19 protein-coding genes are annotated in these 21,186 nt (G+C 70.7%); 1 reads left to right on the top strand and 18 read right to left on the bottom strand.

Annotated features, from left to right (window positions below; genetic code table 11):
• Positions 1-68 precede the first annotated feature (68 nt).
• The 18 genes from ftsA to EO081_RS11875 form a co-directional block, all read right to left on the bottom strand.
• Positions 69-1,328: a cell division protein FtsA gene (gene ftsA / locus EO081_RS11960; protein ID WP_129342126.1), complete on the bottom strand. Its 1,260-nt coding sequence runs from the start codon at positions 1,326-1,328 to the stop codon at positions 69-71.
• Between the two features lie 10 nt (positions 1,329-1,338).
• Complete coding sequence (locus EO081_RS11955; protein ID WP_129342125.1) at positions 1,339-2,319, bottom strand: cell division protein FtsQ/DivIB; 981 nt, start codon at positions 2,317-2,319, stop codon at positions 1,339-1,341.
• A complete protein-coding gene (locus EO081_RS11950; RefSeq protein ID WP_129342124.1) occupies positions 2,316-3,257 on the bottom strand; it encodes a D-alanine--D-alanine ligase in 942 nt (313 codons plus the stop codon). The genes EO081_RS11955 and EO081_RS11950 overlap by 4 nt, the downstream gene beginning before the upstream one ends.
• 43 nt (positions 3,258-3,300) lie before the next feature.
• Positions 3,301-4,215 carry a UDP-N-acetylmuramate dehydrogenase gene (gene murB / locus EO081_RS11945; protein ID WP_240697648.1) on the bottom strand — a complete coding sequence of 305 codons (915 nt, stop codon included), beginning with the start codon at positions 4,213-4,215 and terminating at the stop codon, positions 3,301-3,303.
• Positions 4,212-4,409 carry a hypothetical protein gene (locus EO081_RS11940; RefSeq protein WP_129342123.1) on the bottom strand — a complete coding sequence of 66 codons (198 nt, stop codon included), beginning with the start codon at positions 4,407-4,409 and terminating at the stop codon, positions 4,212-4,214. Before EO081_RS11940 ends, murB begins: the two co-directional genes overlap by 4 nt.
• Positions 4,406-5,833: a UDP-N-acetylmuramate--L-alanine ligase gene (gene murC / locus EO081_RS11935; protein ID WP_129342122.1), complete on the bottom strand. Its 1,428-nt coding sequence runs from the start codon at positions 5,831-5,833 to the stop codon at positions 4,406-4,408. Before murC ends, EO081_RS11940 begins: the two co-directional genes overlap by 4 nt.
• Complete coding sequence (gene murG / locus EO081_RS11930) at positions 5,830-6,984, bottom strand: undecaprenyldiphospho-muramoylpentapeptide beta-N-acetylglucosaminyltransferase (RefSeq protein ID WP_129342121.1); 1,155 nt, start codon at positions 6,982-6,984, stop codon at positions 5,830-5,832. The genes murC and murG overlap by 4 nt, the downstream gene beginning before the upstream one ends.
• Positions 6,984-8,213, bottom strand: coding sequence for an FtsW/RodA/SpoVE family cell cycle protein (locus EO081_RS11925; protein ID WP_129342120.1), 1,230 nt, complete (start codon positions 8,211-8,213; stop codon positions 6,984-6,986). The genes murG and EO081_RS11925 overlap by 1 nt, the downstream gene beginning before the upstream one ends.
• Complete coding sequence (gene murD, locus EO081_RS11920) at positions 8,210-9,499, bottom strand: UDP-N-acetylmuramoyl-L-alanine--D-glutamate ligase (protein WP_129342119.1); 1,290 nt, start codon at positions 9,497-9,499, stop codon at positions 8,210-8,212. The genes EO081_RS11925 and murD overlap by 4 nt, the downstream gene beginning before the upstream one ends.
• A complete protein-coding gene (gene mraY / locus EO081_RS11915; RefSeq protein WP_129342118.1) occupies positions 9,496-10,566 on the bottom strand; it encodes a phospho-N-acetylmuramoyl-pentapeptide-transferase in 1,071 nt (356 codons plus the stop codon). Before mraY ends, murD begins: the two co-directional genes overlap by 4 nt.
• Positions 10,566-11,936 carry a UDP-N-acetylmuramoyl-tripeptide--D-alanyl-D-alanine ligase gene (locus tag EO081_RS11910; RefSeq protein ID WP_129342117.1) on the bottom strand — a complete coding sequence of 457 codons (1,371 nt, stop codon included), beginning with the start codon at positions 11,934-11,936 and terminating at the stop codon, positions 10,566-10,568. Before EO081_RS11910 ends, mraY begins: the two co-directional genes overlap by 1 nt.
• Positions 11,933-13,354, bottom strand: a complete 1,422-nt coding sequence (locus EO081_RS11905; protein WP_129342116.1) for a UDP-N-acetylmuramoyl-L-alanyl-D-glutamate--2,6-diaminopimelate ligase — start codon at positions 13,352-13,354, stop codon at positions 11,933-11,935. The genes EO081_RS11910 and EO081_RS11905 overlap by 4 nt, the downstream gene beginning before the upstream one ends.
• The gene (locus tag EO081_RS11900) at positions 13,351-15,036 is read right to left on the bottom strand and encodes a peptidoglycan D,D-transpeptidase FtsI family protein (protein WP_221215075.1); all 1,686 of its coding nucleotides are present in this window, start codon (positions 15,034-15,036) and stop codon (positions 13,351-13,353) included. Before EO081_RS11900 ends, EO081_RS11905 begins: the two co-directional genes overlap by 4 nt.
• A gap of 20 nt (positions 15,037-15,056) precedes the next feature.
• Positions 15,057-15,791, bottom strand: a complete 735-nt coding sequence (locus EO081_RS11895) for a hypothetical protein (RefSeq protein WP_129342114.1) — start codon at positions 15,789-15,791, stop codon at positions 15,057-15,059.
• Positions 15,791-16,738, bottom strand: coding sequence for a 16S rRNA (cytosine(1402)-N(4))-methyltransferase RsmH (rsmH, locus tag EO081_RS11890; RefSeq protein ID WP_129342113.1), 948 nt, complete (start codon positions 16,736-16,738; stop codon positions 15,791-15,793). The genes EO081_RS11895 and rsmH overlap by 1 nt, the downstream gene beginning before the upstream one ends.
• Positions 16,735-17,217: a division/cell wall cluster transcriptional repressor MraZ gene (locus EO081_RS11885; protein WP_129342112.1), complete on the bottom strand. Its 483-nt coding sequence runs from the start codon at positions 17,215-17,217 to the stop codon at positions 16,735-16,737. The genes rsmH and EO081_RS11885 overlap by 4 nt, the downstream gene beginning before the upstream one ends.
• 357 nt (positions 17,218-17,574) lie before the next feature.
• Positions 17,575-17,862: a hypothetical protein gene (locus tag EO081_RS11880; protein ID WP_129342535.1), complete on the bottom strand. Its 288-nt coding sequence runs from the start codon at positions 17,860-17,862 to the stop codon at positions 17,575-17,577.
• 77 nt (positions 17,863-17,939) lie between these two features.
• Positions 17,940-18,932 (bottom strand): cysteine synthase A, encoded by a 993-nt coding sequence (locus EO081_RS11875; protein ID WP_129342111.1) that lies wholly within the window; start codon positions 18,930-18,932, stop codon positions 17,940-17,942.
• 148 nt (positions 18,933-19,080) lie between these two features.
• Between EO081_RS11875 and EO081_RS11870 the strand changes: the two genes are divergently transcribed.
• On the top strand, positions 19,081-21,144 hold the full coding sequence (locus EO081_RS11870) for a TonB-dependent receptor (RefSeq protein WP_129342110.1): 2,064 nt from the start codon (positions 19,081-19,083) through the stop codon (positions 21,142-21,144).
• Positions 21,145-21,186 lie beyond the last annotated feature (42 nt).

The raw sequence follows: 21,186 nt of genomic DNA, 5'->3' as shown, positions 1-21,186 counted from the left end.
AACTAGTTTCTTCTGCACCAACGGCTTGGGGGACTCTAGCCCCGTTTGCCACCATCCGTAGCGAATCTTCAGTAGTTGGTCCGAAAGGCGGCCATCAGGCGCTGCAGCATCGCCATCGGGCTGGGCCGCGTGACCACCTGATGGGTCGGCTGAATCGCCCTCAGATCGACCGGATCGGACGCCGCGAACATCGCCAGCCCTGCGAGCGTGGCGAAGCCGGGGCCCGAATGCGCCTCCGGCAACGCGGTCAGCCCACGCGCACGCCCGACCCGGACCGTGCGGCCGAGCGCCTGCTGCGCATAGTCGGCGATGCCCTTCAGCTCCGCGCCGCCGCCGGTGAGCACCACCTGGCGCCCGACCGGATCGTCGAAGTGGAGCTTGCGCAGCTCCTTCTGGATCTCCGCCATCAGCCGGTCGAGCCGCTGGCGGATCACCGCAATCAGCTGGGCCCGGGTGATGCGTGTGCCCTCGGCATCCTCGTCGGGGCGGACCGGCGCCACGTCGATCATGTCGTGGTTGTCGCGCGGGCTCATGTTGGCGGAGCCATAGAAGCACTTCAGCCGCTCGGCCTGGCTGCGGCCGGTGCCGAACGCGGAGGCGACGTCGTCGGTGATGTCGGCCGCTCCCATCGCGATCGAGGCGAGGCCGGTGAGCACGCCGTTCGCGAACACCGAGACGTTGGTGACGCCCGCGCCGATCTCGACCAGGGCGACACCGAGTTCGCGCTCCTCCTCCGACAGGCACGCAAGGCCGGTCGCCACGGGCGCGGCGATGATCGACTTCACCTCCAGGTGCGCCGAGCGGACGCAGAGATCGAGGTTGCGGACCGGCGAACCTTCGGTCGCGACAACGTGAATTTCCACGCCCAGGCGATCGGCATGGAGCCCCATCGGGTCGCGGACGCCGCCGAGGCCGTCGAGCGAATAGCGCATCGGTTGGGCGTGCATGACCATCAGCGCACCGGGGTCGATGGCGTTGCGGCCCGCCTTCAGCAGCGCGTCCACGTCCGACTGCTCGACGCGGTGGCCGCCCAGGTCGACCTCCAGCTTGACGATGTCCGATAGCAGTCCGCCGGCCGAAAAGCTGACCCACACGTCCTCGATGTTGAGCCCGGCGATGCGTTCCGCCTGCTCCACCGCCTCGCGCACCGCGGTCTCGGTCGCCTTCATGTCGGCGATATAGCCGCGCTTGACGCCGCGGCTCTCGCGCTGGCCGGTGCCCAGCACCACCAGCTCGCCGCCGTCCCCCTTTTGCGCGATCAGCGCCGACACCTTCGACGATCCGATGTCGAGTGCGGTGATCAATCCTTCCGGTGCTACCTTCGCCATCGCCTGCCCCTTAAACGACGCCCGTGCTGCCTGTCTCTACGCTGCCTGTCTCGTTGCCCTGGCCGGCAGGCGCAGCCCCTTCCGCCGCGTTGCCGGGCGCGGCATCGTCGGCCGCGGGCGCGGCTGCGGCACCCGGCGCCATGCGTACCACCAGCTTGCTGGGATCGCGCAGGTCGAACCGGGCATAGCCCTTGCCCAGCAGCCCCATGGTGCCGTCCATCTGCGCGAACTTGACCAGCGCATTCGCCGCCGCCTTTTCGCCTTCCGGCAGCACCAGCGTCTCGCCCGACTGGAACAGCAGGTCCCAGCGGCGATTGCCGACCCAGGTCGCGGCCTTCACCATCGGCCGCAGCGCAGGCGCCGCGGCGATCAGCCGCTGATAGGCCGGCTCCTGCGCATTGGCGCCCTCCCCGATCACCAGCGGCAGGCGCGGGATCGCATGCGCGGGCACCTCGTCGAGCAGCACGCCCTTGTGGTCGATCAGCATCAGCTGGCCGTTGTTCTGCCAGACGGCCGCCGGATCGCGCTCGACCACGTCGATCACGAGGGTGTCAGGGAGCCGCCGCGACACGCGCGCGTCCGCGATCCAGCCATATTCGAGCAGCCGGTCGCGGGTGCCGTTCAGGTCCACCAGCGGCATCGCGCGCGAACGCTGGTCGAGCGCCACGGCATAGACCGAATTGGCGTCCATGCGCTTGAGACCGGTCACCTCGATCTGGGCGACGCGGAAGCCGAGGCTGCCGATGCCCTCCGCCATGGCGGTGCCGACCAGGCCGAAGACGCCGAGCCAGCCGGCCGCGGCGATGGCAGCGCCGCCGACGAGCGCGGTGATGCCCCAGGCAGCCGCCTTCTTCACGGTCGCCTCGCCGCCGGGCACGCGGGCCAGGGCGTGGTCGAGGATCGAGGCGCGGCGCTGGCGCTTGGGCTGCGGGCGGCGCTTGGGCTTCACCGTGCGCGACGGTGCCGGGCGACGAGAACTTGCACGGCTCATTCGGTCGCTCCGTGGGTGAGGGCCTCGTCGACGATCCACTGCACCAGCTGCGGATAGGACATGCCCACCGCGCGTGCCTGTTCGGGCACCAGGCTGAGCGGGGTCATGCCCGGCTGGGTGTTGACCTCCAGCAGGAACAGACCCTCGACACCCTGGCTGTCGTCCCAGCGGAAGTCGGAACGCGACGCGCCGCGGCAGCCGAGCCGCTGGTGGGCGGCGACCGCGATCGCCTTGCACGCCTCGGCGATGTCCTCGGGGATGTCGGCCGGGCAGACGTGCTCGGTAAGCCCCTCGGTGTATTTCGCGTCGAAGTCGTAGAAGCCGGACTTGGGGCGCAGTTCGGTGACGGCAAGCGCGCGGTCACCCAGCACCGCCGTGGTGAGCTCGCGACCGCGGATGAACGGCTCGGCCAGCAGTTCGTCGAACTCCTGCCAGGGGCCGGTCGCCTCGCGCGCGATCGGGTTGCCATAGTTGCCCTCGTCCGTGACGATGGCGACGCCGACCGAGGACCCCTCGTTGACGGGCTTCAGCACATAGGGGCGCGGCAGCGGATCGCGCTCGAACAACTCCTCGGTGCCGACGATGCGGCCCCCAGGCATCGGGATGCCGTGCGGCACCAGCGCCTGCTTGGTGAGCTGCTTGTCGATCGCGATGACCGAGGTGGCGAGGCCGGAATGGGTATAGGGCAGTCCCATCAGGTCGAGCATGCCCTGCACCGTGCCGTCCTCACCGGGCGAGCCGTGCAGCGCGTTGAACACCACGTCGGGCTTCGTCTCTGCCAGGCGAAGCGCGACGTCGCGATCCATGTCGATGCGGGTCACCCGGTGGCCGAGCGACTCCAGCGCATCCGCGACCCCCGAGCCCGACATCAGCGAGACCGGACGCTCGGCCGACCAGCCGCCCATCAGCACGGCGATGTGAAGGGTGCGCTCGGTCACAGGGAAACTCCTTGGCTCGCGGCCAGAACGATGGTGCGCGGCATCACTGGGCAAGCCCCACGCGCTGGATCTCCCATTCCAGCTCGACGCCGGAATGGGCCTTCACCCGTGCGCGCACTTCCTCGGCCAGCGCCTCGATCTCGGCGCTGCTCGCCGCACCCAGGTTGAGGAGGAAGTTGCAATGTTTCTCGCTGACCTGCGCGTCGCCGCGGCGCAGGCCGCGACAGCCGGCGGCGTCGATCAGCGCCCAGGCCTTGTGGCCGTCCGGGTTCTTGAAGGTCGATCCGCCCGTGCGGCTGCGCAGCGGCTGCGACGCCTCGCGCTCGGCGGCGATGCGGTCCATCTCGGCGCCGATCGCGGCGGGGTCGCCGGGCGTGCCCTCGAACACCGCCTCGACCACCACGGCGCCGGCCGGCAGCTCGGAGTGGCGATAGGTGTAGCCCAGCCGCTCGGCGGGCCAGGTCTCGATCGCACCGGCGCGCGTGACGACGGTCGCCTCGACCAGAATGTCGCTGGTGTCGCGGCCATAGGCGCCGGCGTTCATGCGCACCGCGCCGCCGACCGTGCCGGGAATCCCGCGCAGGAACTCGAGCCCGGCGATGCCGGCGTCGCGCGCCGCGGAGGCCACGGTGATGCCCATCGCCCCCGCCCCTGCCCGCACGCGGTTGCCGGGCTCGACGGAGACGCGCGCCATCGCCTTGGGCAGGCGCACGACAACTCCGGGCACGCCACCGTCGCGCACGATGAGGTTGGAGCCGACCCCGACCGGGAGCACCGGCACGTCCGGATCGAGGGCGGCGAGGAGATCCGCCAGTGCCTCGACCGTGTCGGGCCGCACCAGCCACTCCGCCGGGCCGCCGGTGCGGAACCAGATGAAATCGGCGAGCGAGCCCTGCGGCTCGACCCTGCCGGCGACCGGGGGCAGCGCGCTCGTCTCGAGGCGGAGGGCGGTGCTCACTTGGTCCAGCCCCACAGCTTCGCCCAGGCGAGCCATGCCGTCCACTGCGCCTCTGCCGCGCGGCGGCCGGCGTCCTGGAAGTCGGCGGCCTTGCCTCCGGCCTGCAACATGCGGCGAACGGCGTCGACCTGCGCCTCGTGGGCGCGGAAGAGCTCGCGCTGCGCCTCGGTCGCCGTCTTGAACCAGTCGCTCATGCCGCCTGCTCCACGCGCGCCGCCTGGACGATCGCGTCCGCGAGGCCGGCGGCGGTCTTGGTGATATCCCCTGCACCCAGGCAGACGATCAGGTCGCCCTCCCGCGCGTCGGCGGCGAGCAGCTGTGCGAGCGTCTCGGCATCCGCGACCGAGCGCGCAGAGCGGTGACCGCGGCGGCAGATGCGCTCGGCCAGCGCCTCCCCGCTCACCCCCTCGACCGGCGCCTCGCCCGCCGCATAGACGGGGAGCGCATAGACCGCATCGGCATCGTTGAACGCCTGTGCGAACTCATCCATCAGCGCGCCCAGCCGCGAATAGCGGTGCGGCTGCACCACCGCGATCACCCGCCCGGCGGAGGCTTCGCGCGCGGCGGAGAGCACGGCGCGGATCTCGACGGGGTGATGCGCATAGTCGTCGATCACCGTCATCGCCGGCTCGGCGACCGTCCCGACCTTGGTGAAGCGGCGCTTCACTCCGCCGAAGGCACCGAAGCCGCTGGCAATGGTGGCATCGTCGATGCCCATCTCGATCGCCACGGCAATGGCAGCGAGCGCGTTCTGCACGTTGTGGCGACCGGCCATCGGCAGGACGATGCCGGTGATGGTGCGCTGGCTGCCGTCGCGTTCCCGCACCACCGCGTCGAAGCGGTTGCAGCCGTCCTTCGACACGATGTTGGTGCCGCGCACATCGGCTTGCGCTGCGAAGCCGTAGGTCACGATCCGGCGGTCGCGCACGCGCGGGATGATCGCCTGCACCTCCGGATGATCGAGGCACAGGATCGCGGCGCCATAGAAGGGCACGTTCTCGACGAACTCGACGTACGCGTCCTTGGCGCGATCGAACGAACCGTAGTGATCGAGATGCTCGGGATCGATGTTGGTGACGACTGCCATGGTGCCGTCCAGGCGCAGGAAGCTGCCGTCGCTCTCGTCGGCCTCCACCACCATCCAGTCGCTGGCGCCCAGTCGTGCGTTGGAGCCATAGGCGTTGATGATGCCGCCGTTGATTACGGTGGGGTCGACTCCGCCGGCATCGAGCAGGGCTGCGATCAGCGAGGTGGTGGTGGTTTTCCCGTGGGTGCCGGCGACCGCGACCGTGGACTTCAGGCGCATCAGCTCGGCGAGCATCTCGGCGCGGCGCACGACCGGTACACGGCGGGCGAGCGCAGCCTCGACCTCCGGGTTGCCGCGCTGGATCGCGGTGGAGGTGACGACCACCGCCGCGTCGCCGAGGTTGGCGGCGGCATGGCCGATCGCCACCGGGATGCCGCGGTCGCGCAGGCCCTGCACGACATAGCCCTCAGCCACGTCGGAGCCCTGCACCCGATAGCCCAGGTTCTTCATCACCTCGGCGATGCCGGACATGCCGATGCCGCCGATGCCGACGAAGTGGATCGTGCCGATGTCGGTTGCGACGCCCTTCATGCCAGCGCCTCCCGCGCGGGGGCAGGCCTGGCCGATCCGCCCGGGATCCTGGCCGGGCGCGAGTCGATGCTTTCGACCAGATCGGCGAGGTCGCGGACCGCATAGGGACGACCGCAGCTGCGCGCGCGAAGCGCGGCATTCTCCAGCGCCTGCGGCTCGAGGCCGAGCTTCTGGATCTGCTTGGCGAGTTCGGTCGGGGTGAAGGCGGTCTGCGGAATGGTGCGTGCGCCGCCTGCCTGCGTGATCTCGCGCGCGTTCACGGTCTGGTGATCGTCGGTGGCGCTGGGGAGCGGCACCAGGATCGCCGGACGGCCGGCCGCAGTGAGTTCGGAGATGGTCGAGGCACCGGCGCGGGCGATCACGACATGGCTCCAGGCAAGGCGTTCCGGCAGGTCGGGCAGATAGGTGGCGATCTCGGCCGGAATGCCGTGCTCGGCATATTGCGCGCGCACGCGGTCGATGTCCTCGATCCGCGCCTGGTGCGTCACCTGCAGGCGTCGGCGGAAGTGGAGCGGAAGCAGCGCGAGACCGTCGGGCACCACCTGGCTGAGGATGCTGGCGCCCTGGCTGCCGCCGGTAACGAGCACGCGGAACAGGCCATCCTCTTCCGGGGTGGGAAACGGCCGGTCGCGCAGCGCCAGCACCGACTCCCGAACCGGATTGCCCACGAGGTGGACCTTGCCCGCATAGGTGGGCTTCAGCCGCTGGACGTCCTCGTAGGACGTGGCGATCGCGTCGACGCGACCGGCCACCAGGCGGTTGACCCGGCCGAGCACGGCGTTCTGCTCGTGGATGATGGTCGGCACCTTGCGCGCGAAGGCGCCGAGCAAAGCCGGAAGCGCGGGATAGCCGCCGAAGCCGATGACAGCTGCCGGGTGGAAGGTGTCGTACAGCGTCATCGCCATCGCGCGGCCGGCGAGCATCTGCCGCCCGGCGCGAAGCCACCCCATCGGCCCACCCTGAAGGCGGCCAGCGGGCAGCACATGGGTCTGCACATCCTCGAACAGCCCCGGGAAGCGCACGCCCCGCCCGTCGCTGACCAGCGCGACGCGGTGTCCGCGCGCGGTCAGCTCCGTCGCAAGGGCCGCCGCGGGGACCATGTGCCCCCCCGTGCCGCCAGCTGCCAGGACATAATGTTTCGATCCGCGCATCAACCGTTCCACCGGGTACCGTAGGGAGATCGCGTCAGATACGGGTTCCGGCGCGTGAAAGCGAGCAGCAGTCCCATGCCGAGCGACAGCGCGATCATCGAGGAGCCGCCATAGCTGATGAACGGCAGGGTCATGCCCTTCGACGGTGCGATGCCGGTGTTCACCGCCATGTTGATCAGCGCCTGCAATCCGAACTGCACGGCAAGGCCGGCGGCGGCGAGCAGGCGAAAGGCATCCTCCTCGTCCAGCAGCCGCACGAACACGCGCACCACCAGCGCCAGGAACAGCAGCGCGATCGCGGCGCAGGCGATCAGGCCGAACTCCTCGCCGACCACGGCGTAGATATAGTCGGTGTGCGCTTCCGGCAGCTTGAACTTGATGCGGCCGCCGCCCGGCCCCGTGCCGGTGATGCCGCCGGCGGTGAGCACCGCATGCGCCATGTCGGTCTGGTAGCTGTCGGTGTGGACGGCGTTGGGATCGGGGAAGAGGAAGCTGTCGATGCGGATGCGCGCAGTATCGTAGAAGACATAGGCCGCGACCACGCCGCCCGCGCCGAGCGCACCCAGCAACGCCATGATCCGGGTGGAGATGCCGGCGATCATCAAGAGCGTCAGCCACACCGAGCCGAAGATGATCGTCTGGCCGAAGTCCGGCTGGAGCATCAGCACGCAGCCCACCAGCGCGGTGAGCGCGCCGGTGATCGGCACCACCGGCAGGTGCGGATCCTTGGCGCGGAACGACAGGATCCAGGCGGTCGCGACGATGAAAAGCGGTTTCAGGAACTCGGAGGGCTGGAACTGGCTGATCCCGACCCCGATCCAGCGCCGGGCCCCGTTGATCTCGACCCCGATCAGCGGCGTCGCCATCAGCAACACCAGGAACACGGCGGCCCCGCCCAGTGCAAAGCGCCGTGCTGCCGTCGCGGGCAGCATGGAGACCCCGATCATCACCGGGAAGGACAGCACCACCCAGAGCGCCTGGCGCCAGAAATAGGCCATCGCCGGGATCTTCACCGCGCCGCTGGAATAACGCACCGCGGTAGCGGGGCTGGCGGCGGCAACGGCAACCAGGCCGAGCGCGACCAGCAGCATCGCGATCAGCAGCAGCACGCGGTCGATGTCGCGGAACCACAGCCCGATCGGCGAGCGGGCGCCGCGGCCGACATGCCGCTGGACGCGCTCGCGCAGGGGATCGGCGCGGAGCGAATCGGCGCGCGCAACATCGGTCATCGCAGGTCCTCCACCGCGCGCGCAAAGGCGCGCCCACGCTCGGCATAGTCGCTGAACTGGTCGAACGAGGCGCAGGCCGGCGACAAGAGCACTACCTCGCCCGGCTTCGCACGGGCGGCGGCGGCGCGGACGGCGGCGTCCAGCGTGCCCGCTTCCTCCACCGGCAGGTCGGCGGCCAGCACCTCGGCAAAGCGGGGGCCTGCCTCACCGATCGTATAAGCGCGCACGACATGGCCGAAGCCGGGGCGGCAGGCGTCGAGATCGTCGCCCTTGGGCTTGCCGCCCAGGATCCAGTGGACGCGCGGGAAGGCAGCGAGCGCGGGCGCGACGGACTCCGGATTGGTCGCCTTGCTGTCGTCGATGAAGGCGACGCCGTTCACCTCCCCCACCCGTTGCATGCGGTGGGGAAGGCCGGCAAAGCTTGCGAGGCCCGCGTCGATCGCGGCGTTGCCGATACCGAGCGCCTCGCATGCGGCGATCGCGGCGAGTGCGTTCTGGGCGTTGTGCGGCCCCTGGAGCGATGGCCAGCGCGACTGGTCCATGCAGACGCCGGGCGCGATCTTGGTGAGGTCGGCGCTGCGACCGGACTGTGCCACCTGCCGGGCGATCAGCGCCGAGGGGGTGTCGCCGATGCCGATGATCGCGGCGTGGCCGGGCGACTGCATCGCGAACAGCCGCGCCTTGGATGCGGCATAGGCGTCGAAGCCGGCGTAGCGGTCGAGGTGGTCCGGCGTGATGTTGAGCAGCACCGCCACGTCGCAGTGGAGCGCGGTGGTGAGGTCGATCTGGTAGCTCGACAGTTCGAGCACATAGACGCCGCCTGCGACAAGCGGCTGCTGCTCCAGGATCGGCAGGCCGATGTTGCCGCCCATCAGGGTTGGCACGCCCGCCGTCTGAAGGATGTGATGGATCAGCGCCGTCGTGGTCGACTTGCCGTTGGTGCCGGTGATGCCGACGATGCGATGCGGCGGCAGGTCGGCGCGGGCCTGCGCGAACAGCTCGATGTCGCCGAGGATCGGCACGCCCGCGGCGGCGGCCCTTGCGGCGATCGGGTGGCTGTTGAGCGGCACGCCCGGCGAGACGATGATCCCGTCGAAGCCGGCGAGGTCGATCTCCAGCGGGTCGGCGAGCGAGGCGCCACTCACGGCATTACGGCGCGCGGGATCGCTGTCCCAAGCAGTGACGTTCGCGCCACCGGCAAGCAGCGCGTTGACCGTGGCGATGCCGGAGCGTGCAAGCCCCAGCACCGCATAGCGCCTGCCGGACCAGCCGCCCGCGACGATCATCGCAGCTTCAACGTCGACAGGCCGGCCAATGCCAGCACCAGCGCCACAATCCAGAAGCGGATCACCACCGTCGCCTCCGCCCATCCGAGCTGTTCGAAATGATGGTGGATCGGCGCCATCTTGAACACCCGCTTTCCGGTGCGCTTGTAGAAGAACACCTGGATGATGACGCTGAGCGCCTCGACCACGAACAGGCCGCCGATGATGCCGAGCACGATCTCGTGGTGCGCGGTCACTGCGATCGCGCCGAGCGCGCCGCCCAGCGCAAGGCTGCCGGTGTCGCCCATGAACACGGCTGCCGGCGGCGCGTTGAACCAGAGGAAGGCGAGCCCCGCCCCCGCGATCGCGCCGCACAGGATGGCGAGGTCGCCCGCGCCTGCGACATAGGGAATGCCGAGATAGGCGGCAAACTTCGCGTTGCCCGCCAGATAGGCGATCACCATGAACGCGACCGAGGCGATGATGACCGGCATGGTCGCGAGGCCGTCGAGCCCGTCGGTCAGGTTCACGGCATTGCCGAACGCCACGATCGTGAAGGCGGCGAAGACGACGTAGAACGGCCCGAGGTCGATCGCGACGTTGGAGAAGAAGGGCACGTAGAGCTGGGTGCCCGTCTCGCGGATGATCAGCCAGCTGGCGATACCGGCGATCACGAATTCCAGCAGCAGGCGGATCCGGCCGGGCACGCCCGCGGTGCTCGCCTTGCGCACCTTGTCATAGTCGTCGAGGAAGCCAATCGCCGCAAAGCCCAGCGTCACGAACAGGCACGCCCAGACGAACGGGTTGCGCAGGTCCATCCACAGCAGGATGGACAGCGTCATCGAGGTAAGGATCATCAGGCCGCCCATGGTGGGCGTGCCGACCTTGGCGAGATGGGTCTGCGGCCCGTCGGTGCGGATCGGCTGCCCCTTGCCCTGGCGGACGCGCAGCCAGCCGATGAACCACGGGCCGATGATGAGCCCCAGCAGCAGCGCGGTCGCAACGGCACCGCCGCTGCGGAAGCTCAGATAGCGGACGAGGTTCAGGACGCCCGGAAACCCCAGCGTCTCGGCGATCAGATACAGCATCAGCCTCTTTCCGCCAGCGCCGCGACCACGGCTGCCAGCCCCACCCCATTCGAGCCCTTGACGAGAACCGCGTCGCCCGGCGCAAGCAGCGCCAGAAGGCGCTCCTGCGCGGCAGCGGCGTCGGGCACATGGACGAAATCGACCGTGCCCTCAAGGGCTTCGGCAAGGGCCTTCATGCCCGCGCCCACCAATATGGCGTGGGAAACCCCCGCTTCGCCGAGGGGCCCCGCCAGCTCGGCATGGAAGCGGTCGCTCGCCTCGCCGAGCTCGCGCATTTCGCCGAGCACCGCGAGCCTGCGGCCCGGTTCCTCGGCAAGCACCTTGAGCGTCGCGCGCATTGAGGCCGGATTGGCGTTGTAGCTCTCGTCGATCAGCAGCGCGCTGCCCTCGCCGATCGCGATTTCGGTGCGCGCGCCGCGGCCAGGAAGGCCCGGCAGGTCCGCGAGCGCGAGGCCGGCCTGGGCGAGGTCGCCGCCGGCCGCATCGACCGCCGCGAGCACGGCCATCGCGTTCGCGACCCAATGCACGCCGGGAGGCGCCAGGGTGAAGCTGAGCTCGCGGTCCCCCAACTGCGCGATGACGAAGGTGCCGCCGGTGCCGATCGCGACATGCTCGACCGCGCGCACGTCCGCACCCTCGCCCAGCCCGAAGGTGACGATCCGGCCCGCATGCGGGCGGGCCGCGGCGATCAGCCGGTCGCGATGAGGGCTGTCGAAGGGGATGATGGCGGTGCCGCCGGCTTCCAGGCCCTGGAAGATCTCCCCCTTGGCGTCGGCGATGGCCGCTTCGGAGGGGAAGAAGGCGGTGTGCGCCGGGGCGATGGTGGTGACGACCGCGATGTGCGGGCGCACGATGCGGGTGAGCGCCGCCAGTTCGCCCGCGTGGTTCATCCCCATCTCGAACACGCCGAAGCGGGTCGCCGCCGGCATGCGCGCGAGGCTCAGGGGCACGCCGGTGTGGTTGTTGTAGCTCTTGACCGAGCGGTGCGCGCTGCCCGGAGACGCGCGGTCGAGGGCCGCGAACAACGCCTCCTTGGTGCCGGTCTTGCCGACCGAGCCGGTGACGCCGATCACGGTCGCATCCGTGCGGGCGCGGGCGGCACGGGCCAGTGCCTCGAGTCCGGCCGTGGTGTCCGCCACCCGGACACTCGGATGCGGCGTCTCGACCGATACCAGCGCGCCGGCGGCACCACGGGCAAAGGCCCCGTCGAGGAAGCGGTGGCCGTCGGTCGCCTCACCGCTCAGCGCGACGAACAGGTCTCCGGGTGCCACCTCCCGCGAATCGAAGGTGACGCCGCTGGCGGCGAATTCGGCCGAGGCGGTGCCGCCGGTGGCAGCCGCGATCTCGGCCGAGGTCCACAAGGGTTTCATGCCGTCTCCGCACACTCCCGGGCCACCGCCACGTCGTCGAACGGCAGCACCAAATCCCCGACGATCTGCCCCTGTTCGTGCCCCTTGCCGGCGAGCAGCACGATGTCCTCGGGCCCGGCTTCCGCGATGGCCGCAGCGATCGCATCGCGGCGGCCGCCGATCTCGCGGGCGGCCGGAGCCCCTTCGAGCACCTGGGCGCGGATGGCGGCCGGATCCTCGCTGCGGGGGTTGTCGTCGGTGACGATCACCAGGTCGGCTCCGGCGGCGGCCGCGGCCCCCATCGGCTTGCGCTTGCCGGTGTCGCGGTCGCCGCCGGCACCGAACACGACGATCAGCCGGCCGGCGGCATGGGGCTTCAGCGCCGCGATCGCCGCCTCGAGCGCGTCCGGGGTGTGCGCATAGTCGACATACACCGGCGCGCCGCTGCGGGTGATGACGGCGCGCTCCAGCCGGCCGCGCACGGGCTGGAGCCGGGACAGGCCGGCGAGCGTCGCCTTGAGATCGCCGCCGGTGGCCAGCACCAGCGCGGCGGCGGTGAGTGCGTTGGCGGCCTGATAGGCGCCGATCAGCGGCAGGTTGACCTTGTGGGTCTCCCCTTCCGCCTCGATCATGAGCGTCTGACCCAGCAAGGTGGGGTCGCGCCCGACGAGGCGCAGCGTCTCGCCATGCTCGCCCACCGTGAGCAGCCGGTTGCCGCGCATGCGGGCGAGGTCGATCACGCGATCGGCGTGGGGATCGTCCACCCACACGACGGCCGTGCCGTCCGGGTCGAGCACTTCGGAGAAGAGGCGCAGCTTGGCGGTGAAATAGGTCGCCATGTCGCCGTGATAGTCGAGGTGGTCGCGGCTGAGGTTGGTGAAGGCGGCGGCGCGAACCGGCAGGCCCTCGGTGCGATATTGCGAAAGGCCGTGGCTCGAAGCCTCGAAGGCGACATGGGTCACGCCCTCGCGGGCGAGGCCGGCGACGTTAGAAAGGAACGTCACCACGTCGGGCGTGGTGAGGCCGGTCGAGACGCGATCGTCGGCGGTGGTAACGCCTAGCGTGCCGATCGAGGCCGCGTGGTGCCCCTGCATGCGCCACAGCTGGCGGGTAAGCTCGACCGTCGAGGTCTTGCCGTTGGTGCCGGTCACCGCGACGGCGGTTCCCGGGAAGGGCGCGAAGAACGCGGCCGCGAGGCGGGCGAAGCGCTCGCGCGGGTTGCGGTCGGCGATGTGCACCGCGCCCTCGACCACCGCCTCCGGCCGCGCGACCACCGCGATGGCCCCGGCGGCGACGGCCGCGGGAATGAAATCCTCGCCATTCACCGTCGCACCCTCGAACGCGCCGAAGACCGTGCCCGGGGCCACCTTGCGATGGTCGATGGCGAATCCCGTGACGGCCGGGCCGCCTTCGGTGCCGAGGAGAGTTCCCAACTTCATTCCGGTCCCGCACTCTTGTCTTGGCTGGACGGGCGCCAGAGCAGCCCGCGCAGTTCGCTCGTGTCGACGTCGGCCCGCGCATCCGGGATCACCCCCAGCAGCGGCCCCGTGCGGCTGATCACCCGCGAGGCCACCGGCGCGGCCGTCCAGGCGGCGCTGGTGAAGCCATAGGTTTCCTTCGTCCCCTTGGGCGAGTCGAGCATCGCGATCACCACATAGCGCGGATGATCCATGGGGAAGACCGCCGCAAAGGTCGAGACGTTGACCTTCTTGGAATAGCCGCCGCCCGACACCCGCTCGGCCGTGCCGGTCTTGGCGCCGACGCGGAAACCCGGAGCCTCGCCGCGCCGGCCGGTGCCTTCCAGCACCACCAGCCGCAGCAGCTGGCGCATGCGGTCGCTGGTCGCTTGGCTGAACACGCGCCGCCCCTTGGGCACCGTGCCCGGTTCGCGCTTGAGCAGCGTCGCCGGGCGCCAGATGCCGCCGTTGACCATGGTCGCATAGGCCGTCGCGAGGTGCAGCGGCGTCACCGCGATGCCATGGCCATAGGCGGAGGTCATGGTCGTGGTGCGCGCCCAGAAGGTCGGCCAGATCGGGCGCGCCTTCTCGATCTCGATGCTGGGCGGCGTGTCGAAGCCCAGGCTGCGGAAGAGCGTGCGCATCCGCGCCTCGCCCATCTCGTCGGCGATACGGGCGGTGGCGATGTTGGACGAGTGGACCAGCGTCTCCGGGATGTTGAGCCAGCGGCGCTCGGCATGGTCGTCGTGGATGCGGAACCGGCCGACCTGCAGCGGCACGGTCGCGTCGTAGCGCTTGCTCATCGAGCTCGCGACGCCGGTCTCGATCGCGGCGGCGACCGTCAGCGGCTTGAAGGTCGAGCCGAGCTCGTAGACGCCCTGGGTGGGGATGTTGAGCTCGGACCCGCCGCTCGTCACCTTGTTGGGATTGAAAGTGGGAAGCGAGGTGATCGCCATCACCTCCCCCGAATCGACGTCCAGGATGACGCCGGCAGCGCCGACCGCCTGGAAGCGCGCCATCGCCTGGCTGAGCTCGCTCTCCAGCGCCGCCTGGACACGCACGTCGAGGGACAGCGCGACCGGCTGGCCGCGCTCTGCCGGGTCGGTCAGGCGGGTATCGAGATAGCGCTCCATGCCGCGCATGCCGCGGCCGTCCATGTCGAGATAGCCGAGCGCATGGGCGGCCAGCGTGGACTGCGGATACAGCCGCTCCGGCTCGCGCGCGAAGACGATGCCGGGCTCGCCCAGCGCATTCACCTGCCCCACCAGCTCCGGCAGCGCGCGGCGGCGCAGATAGCGGAAGGTCGCGTCGCCCCCGAGAATGCGGCGGTAGTAGCCGACGTCATGCTCGGGAAGGACGGCCGCCAGCTGCTCGGCGAGCAGCGCCTTGTCGCCGATCACCTTGTTCGGCCGCACCGCGATGGACCAGGCATCGATGGTACGGGCAAGCGGCGCCCCGTTGCGGTCGACGAGGTCGGCGCGCAACGGCACCAGCGCCGCCGCCGCGTCGCGCGACGATGCGGGCGAGGTCGAGATGGCGAGCGTCGCCAGCCGGAGCAGCACCATCGCCACGCCCGCCGCGAACAGCAGCAGCACGATCATCAGCCGCACGTGGGCGATGGCGACCAGCGAATGCCGGCCGCCATCACCCTGGCGCTGAGTCATCGGGGGCGCGACGACGACGATCACCGGTTCTTCACCGCCTCCTGACGGGCGCCGCGGGCGAGATCGCGCAGGGTGCGGTCGCTGAGCAGCGTCTGATCGAGCATCGCCACGGCCTGGGCCTTGCGCTCGGCCGGGCGGCTGGGTGCGGCGGTCACCAGGCCAGCGGTGCGGACCGGGACGGCGGCAGGCTTGCGCACTGCGGGCGCGGCGCTTGCGACGGCGACCGGTGCGGCGGCAGCCTTACGCGGTGCCGGCTGCGTCCGCGCGACTGCCACGGGCGCTGCGGCGGCGGGTTTGGTGGACGTCGCGCTGGCGGTAGCGACCGGGGCGCGGGTGGTCACCGCTTCGGCTGCGGCCTTGGCTGCTGCGGCGTCCGCCTCCGCCTGCGCCATCGTCGCGGCGGTCAGCACCACACCGGCGCTCGGCACCACATAGGAGGCGAACTGGACGTCGTCGCCGGGGGTGCGGCCGGGCAGCTGCGCCAGCATCGCCTCGCCACCGACGAACTGCTCGGCACGGGGAGCGGCCAGAGACAGGACGTCGCCGTTCCAGCGCTCCAGCTGGGCGAGGTTCGCGCGGGTGTCGAACTCCGTCTCCAGCACGCGGATGTCGTTGCGCGCCTTCACGATCGCGCGCTCGACCGATTCGACGCGGCTGCGCTCGGCGGCCACCTGCGAGGTGACGAGGTAGAAGGCGGGCGCGACCACCGCGACGCACAGGCACCAGCCGAGTGTCTTGAACCCGAACGCTGCCATTACTTCACTCCTGCCTCTGTCCATGCCGCGGCGGCCGTACGCCGGGCGGTTCGCAATGTTGCCGATCGTGCGCGCGGGTTGCGCGCGAGTTCCGCCTCGCCGGCGCGCACCGGCTTGGCGGGGGATTCGAAGCTCGGCGCCCGCCCTGCCGCCTGGGCGGGCATGTGCCGCGACGCGGAGGGGGTGCTGCCGCTGCGCTCGCGCAGGAAGCGCTTCACGATGCGATCCTCCAGGCTGTGGAACGTCACCACCGCCAGTCGCCCGCCCGGCTTCAGCACGCGCTCTGCCGCCTCCAGCCCGCGCTCCAGCTCGTCGAGCTCGGCGTTCAGGTGGATGCGTAGCGCCTGGAAGGTGCGGGTCGCCGGGTCCTTCTTCTCGTGCGGCTTGTGGCCGAGCGCGCGGCGGACGATCGACGCCAGCTCGGCGGTGCGGGTGATCGGGCGCGCCTCGACGATCGCGCGCGCCACCCGCCGCGAGCGCGGCTCCTCACCATAATGATAGAGCACGTCGGCGATCTCCGCCTCGTCGGCGGTGTTGACGAAGTCGGCCGCGGTCGGGCCGGACTGGCTCATCCGCATGTCGAGGGGCCCGTCGGTCTGGAACGAGAAGCCGCGCTCCGCCTGGTCGAGCTGCATGGAGGACACGCCGATGTCCATCGTCACGCCGTCGACCGGCACCACGCCCAGATCCGCCAGTGCCGAGGCCATCGAGGAGAAGGGCGCCTCGACCAGCGTCAGCCGCTCGCCCGCTTCGGCGAGCGTCGGCGCGGCATTCGCCACCGCATCGGGATCGCGATCGAACGCGATCACCCGCGCGCCCCGGCCCAGCATCGCGCGGGTGTAGCCGCCGGCCCCGAAGGTGGCGTCGACATGCACTTCGCCGGGCTCGATCGCGAGGCCGTCGAGCACCTCGTCGAGCAGCACGGGAATGTGGGGCGCCTCGCTCATCGCAGCCCCTTCTCTTCCATGCAGAACTCGACGAGCTCGCGCGTCTCCTCGGCGATGCTTGCGTCGGCGAGCAGCGCTTCCGGGTTCCAGATGTTGAAGGTGTTGCCGCGGCCGTGGAAGAAGGCCCACTTCTCGATCTTGGCGCGGCGGCGGAAGAAGGTGGGCAGCACGAAGCGGCCGGCGCTGTCGAACGGCGCCGATTCCAGGTTGCCGAACGCATTGCCCGCCACGTTGTAGTCCACGGCCTCCCCGTTGTTCTCGAGCGCCAGCTCACGCGGATCGAGGCGCGCGTGCAGGACGCGAGGCCAGTTGACGTCGAACCCGACCAGGCAGCCGTGCTGGGCATCGCGCGCGATCAGCAGGTCGCGGGCATCCGCGTTGCGCTCCAGTGCGGCGCGCAGCTTGGCGGGAACAGCGACTCGCCCTTTGGCGTCAACTGCTTGCAGCCCGTAGCTCAGATAGAGTTCTCGGTCTGACACGCTGCCCCAATCGGTCGCGCAGCGTCGCCTTCCCCGCTGTCCTCACGATGCTGGCGCCGGCCAGTCGCGCTTCGGCTCGCGGCGGAGGTGCTGCCCCCTCGTTGACACATTCGTATCAAATCCATCTTTGGCCCACAATGGGCTAACCTGGGTGAGAGTGGGATTTACCGCCACTTTTTCCCGGTTGGTCCGGGATTGACCCCCACGCGCCCGAACCCACGCTTCGCGGCGGAGGCGGGAGCGGACCGATGGCGGTGGGAGAGACTGGGAAATGCCGCCCGATCGCGGGCGCGAGCACGGGACCGCAGCGCCGAGCGCGGACGCGCGGACGTGTCCGTCAGCGGGTGGGAACCGCGCCTACTGGGGAATCGAAGCCGGCGGCTCCATCGGCGCGAGCTTGGCAGGCGGCGCGATGCTGTTGGTGGCGGCGGGTGCGATGCCGAGTTCGGCGAGCGGCTCGCGGCCGGCGTCGGCGGTGCTCACGCCCTTGTCGGTGCCGGTCATGTTGGCGACTGTCTCCACGTTCGGCACGCCCACGGCCACCACCGGCGCATCGTTGCGCGCGGAACTGACCAGCGCACTCGCCAGGAGGATGAGGATGAGCACGACGGCGAGGCCGGTCATCCCGACCCGCACACGCTGCATCGCGCTCAGCTGTTCATTGGCATTCGGCATGCTTGCAGGAGAACTAGTCGAATCGTCCGGCACTGTCGACCGTGGCGTCAGGCTGCCGCCGCTTCGCGCAGGGGGGCGAGGCCCTTCGCTTCCAGCCATTCGGGGTTGTAGAGGGTGGAGAGGTAGCGAAAGCCCGTGTCGCACAGGATCGTCGCGACCCGGCTGCCGGCCCCAAGCTCCCGCGCCAGGCGCACGGCCCCGGCGACGTTGATGCCCGACGAGAGGCCGACGCAGATCCCCTCCTCGTCCAAGAGGCGGCGAACCCATTCGTAACCCTCGGCATCGGAGATGCGGAACTGGGTGTCGATGGGCGCCCCCTCCAGATTGGCGGTGATCCGGCCCTGGCCGATCCCTTCCGCAACCGAGGCCCCCTCGGACTTCAGCTCGCCATTGGCATAATATTCGTAGAGCGCGGCGCCGTGCGGGTCGCTGAGCGCGATGGTGACGTTCGGATCGCGCTCCTTGAGCGCCAGGCCGACACCCGCAAGCGTGCCGCCCGTCCCCGCCGCACAGGTGAAGCCGTCGATGCGGCCGTCCATCTGCTCCCAGATCTCGGGAGCGGTGCCGGTGATGTGCGCGCGGCGGTTGGCGATGTTGTCGAACTGGTTCGCCCAAATCGCGTTCGGCGTCTCCTCGGCGATGCGGCGCGAGGTGTGCACGAAATGGCCGGGATTCGAATAGGGGGCCGCCGGCACCAGCACGAGTTCGGCGCCGAGCGCGCGCAGCGTGTCCATCTTTTCCCGGCTCTGCGTCTCCGGCATCACGATGATGGTGCGATAGCCCTTGGCGTTGGCGACCAGCGCCAGGCCGATGCCGGTGTTGCCCGCCGTCCCCTCGACGATCGTGCCGCCGGGCGCGATCAGCCCCCGCGCCTCCGCATCCTCGATGATCGAAAGCGCCGCGCGGTCCTTCACCGAGGCGCCGGGGTTGGCGAACTCGCACTTGCCGTAGATTTCCGCGCCCGCGGCTTCGCTTGGGCCTTTCAACAGGACGAGCGGAGTGTTGCCGATCAGGGCGAGCGAGTTGGGAGCGGTGTGCATGACGGCTACATGGGTGCAAGCCGCCCCGGGCACAAGCAAGCGATGCTAGGGGCGGACCAACCCGCATTCGCTGGATGCCCGCGCTTTTCGGTTCAGCTTAGCGCCCGAAGGCAATAGGGCCCGGGCCGGACACAAGGGAATTTCCACCATGAAGCTGTCGCATTCCATCGCCGCGCTCGCGGCGTGCACTCCTGTCGCCGCGATGGCGCAGGAGGCAACGCCGCCCATGAACGAGGTGGTGGTCACCGGCCGCGGCCTGGAAACCCCGGCCGAAGCCACGGTGGCGGTGGTCGAGATCGACCGCGAGCGCATCCTGTCGGAGGCGAGCCATCGGCTCGAAACCCTGCTCGCGGACGCGGCCGGCCTGCAGCAGTTCCGCCGCGCCGACTCGCGCTCGGCGCATCCGACCGCGCAGGGCCTGTCGCTGCGCGGCATCGGCGGCAATGCGTCGAGCCGCGCGCTGCTGATCCTGGACGGGGTGCCGCAGGCGGACCCGTTCGGCGGCTGGGTCGCCTTCCCCGCCTATGCGACCGAGCGGCTGGGCCGCATCCGCGTGACCCGCGGCGGCGGCAGCGGCTTCTGGGGGCCGGGGGCGCTCGCCGGGACTGTGGAGCTGGAGAGCGCGACGCCCGACCAGCTGTCGCCGCTCACCGGAAGCGTCGCCTATGGCAGCCGCGACTCGGTGGAGGCCAACGGCTCGGCAACGCTGGTGCGCGGCAGTGGCTTTGCGACCGTGTCGGGCGCCTATGCCCGGGGCGACGGCTTCGTGCCGACCGTGGCGGAAGACCGCGGCCCCGCCGATCGCGCCGCACCCTATGAGCAGGCGTCGGGCGCGATCCGCGCGGGCATCGCCATCGCGCCGGAGACCGAAGTGCAGGTCAACGTCAGCGCCTTTACCGACCGGCGCGAGCGCGGGACCGCCTTTACCGACAACAGCAGCGAGGGCGCCGACGCGAGCGTCCGGCTGGTCGGCCGTGGCCGCTGGGGCTGGTCGGCGCTGGGCTATGTCCAGACGCGCGCCTTTGCGAGCAGCTTTGCGAGCGTCGATGCGACCCGGACCACCGCCACCCAGTCGCTGGACCAGTATAACGTGCCGGCCACCGGCATCGGCGCGCGCTTCGAAGTCGCGCCGCCGGTCGGCAAGGGCGTTTCGCTGCGGCTGGGCAGCGACGTGCGGGCGCTCGAGGGGCGCACGCAGGAACGCTACACCTTTGTCGAGGGCAGCCCGACCCGGCGCCGGGAGACCGGCGGGCGGACGCAGACGCTGGGCCTGTTCGCGGACGGATCGGCGCAGCTGGGCGACCTGACCCTGTCGCTGGGCGGCCGCGTCGACTGGTGGCGGATCGAGGACGGGCATCTCGACGAGCGCGCGCTCACCGGGGGCGCGGCGCTGACCGACACGCGCTTTGCCGACCGCGACGGCAGCGAGGCGACCGGGCGTGCGGGGATCGCGTGGCAGGCAAGCGACGCGATCGCATTGCGGGCCGCGGCCTATCGCGGGTGGCGACTGCCGACACTCAACGAGCTCTACCGACCGTTCCGGGTGGGGCCGGACGCCACCGCGGCCAATCCGGACCTGGCACCCGAGCAGCTGACCGGTGCCGAGGGCGGCGTCACCCTCACCCCGCTGCCGGGCATGCAGCTGTCGGGCACCTTCTTCTGGAACCGGCTGGAGGATGCGATCGCCAATGTGACGGAGGGGCGCGGGCCGGGCACTTTCCCGGGCGTGGGCTTCGTGTCGGCGGCGGGCGTCTACCGGGTGCGGCGCAACCTCGACGCCATCGAGTCGAAGGGGTTCGAGCTGGACGCGAGCTACCGCCCCGGCCCCGTCGGCGCGCGCTTGTCCTGGTCGCACACCGATCCGCGGGTGGAGGCGTCGGGCAGCGCCGCGGCGCTCGATGGGCTGCGGCCGGCGCAGACGCCGCGCGACCTGGTGTCGGCGACCGTCGACTGGCGGCAGGGCGGCTGGGGCGCCGCACTGACGCTGCGCCACGCCGCGCGCCAGTTCGAGGACGATGCCAATGCGGAGGCGCTGGCGCCTGCGACCACGGTGGACGCCTTCTTCGCAGCACCGATCCGCGCCGGCTTCTCGGTGGAGTTGCGGGGCGAGAACCTGCTCAACGAGCGGGTGGAGACCGGCATCAGCGGCGCCGACGTGGTCGAGCGGGCATCGCCGCGGACGCTGTGGGTGGGGCTGCGCTACCGCGGGTAGCCTTTTCGCGCGCCTGCGCAGGGATACGGCGCGGGAGGCGCG

Origin of the sequence: Sphingomonas desiccabilis (assembly GCF_004135605.1) — a bacterium.
GTDB lineage: Bacteria > Pseudomonadota > Alphaproteobacteria > Sphingomonadales > Sphingomonadaceae > Sphingomonas > Sphingomonas desiccabilis.
The sequence above is the reverse complement of the archived record's forward strand: the minus strand, read 5'-3'. Positions and strand labels throughout refer to the sequence as shown.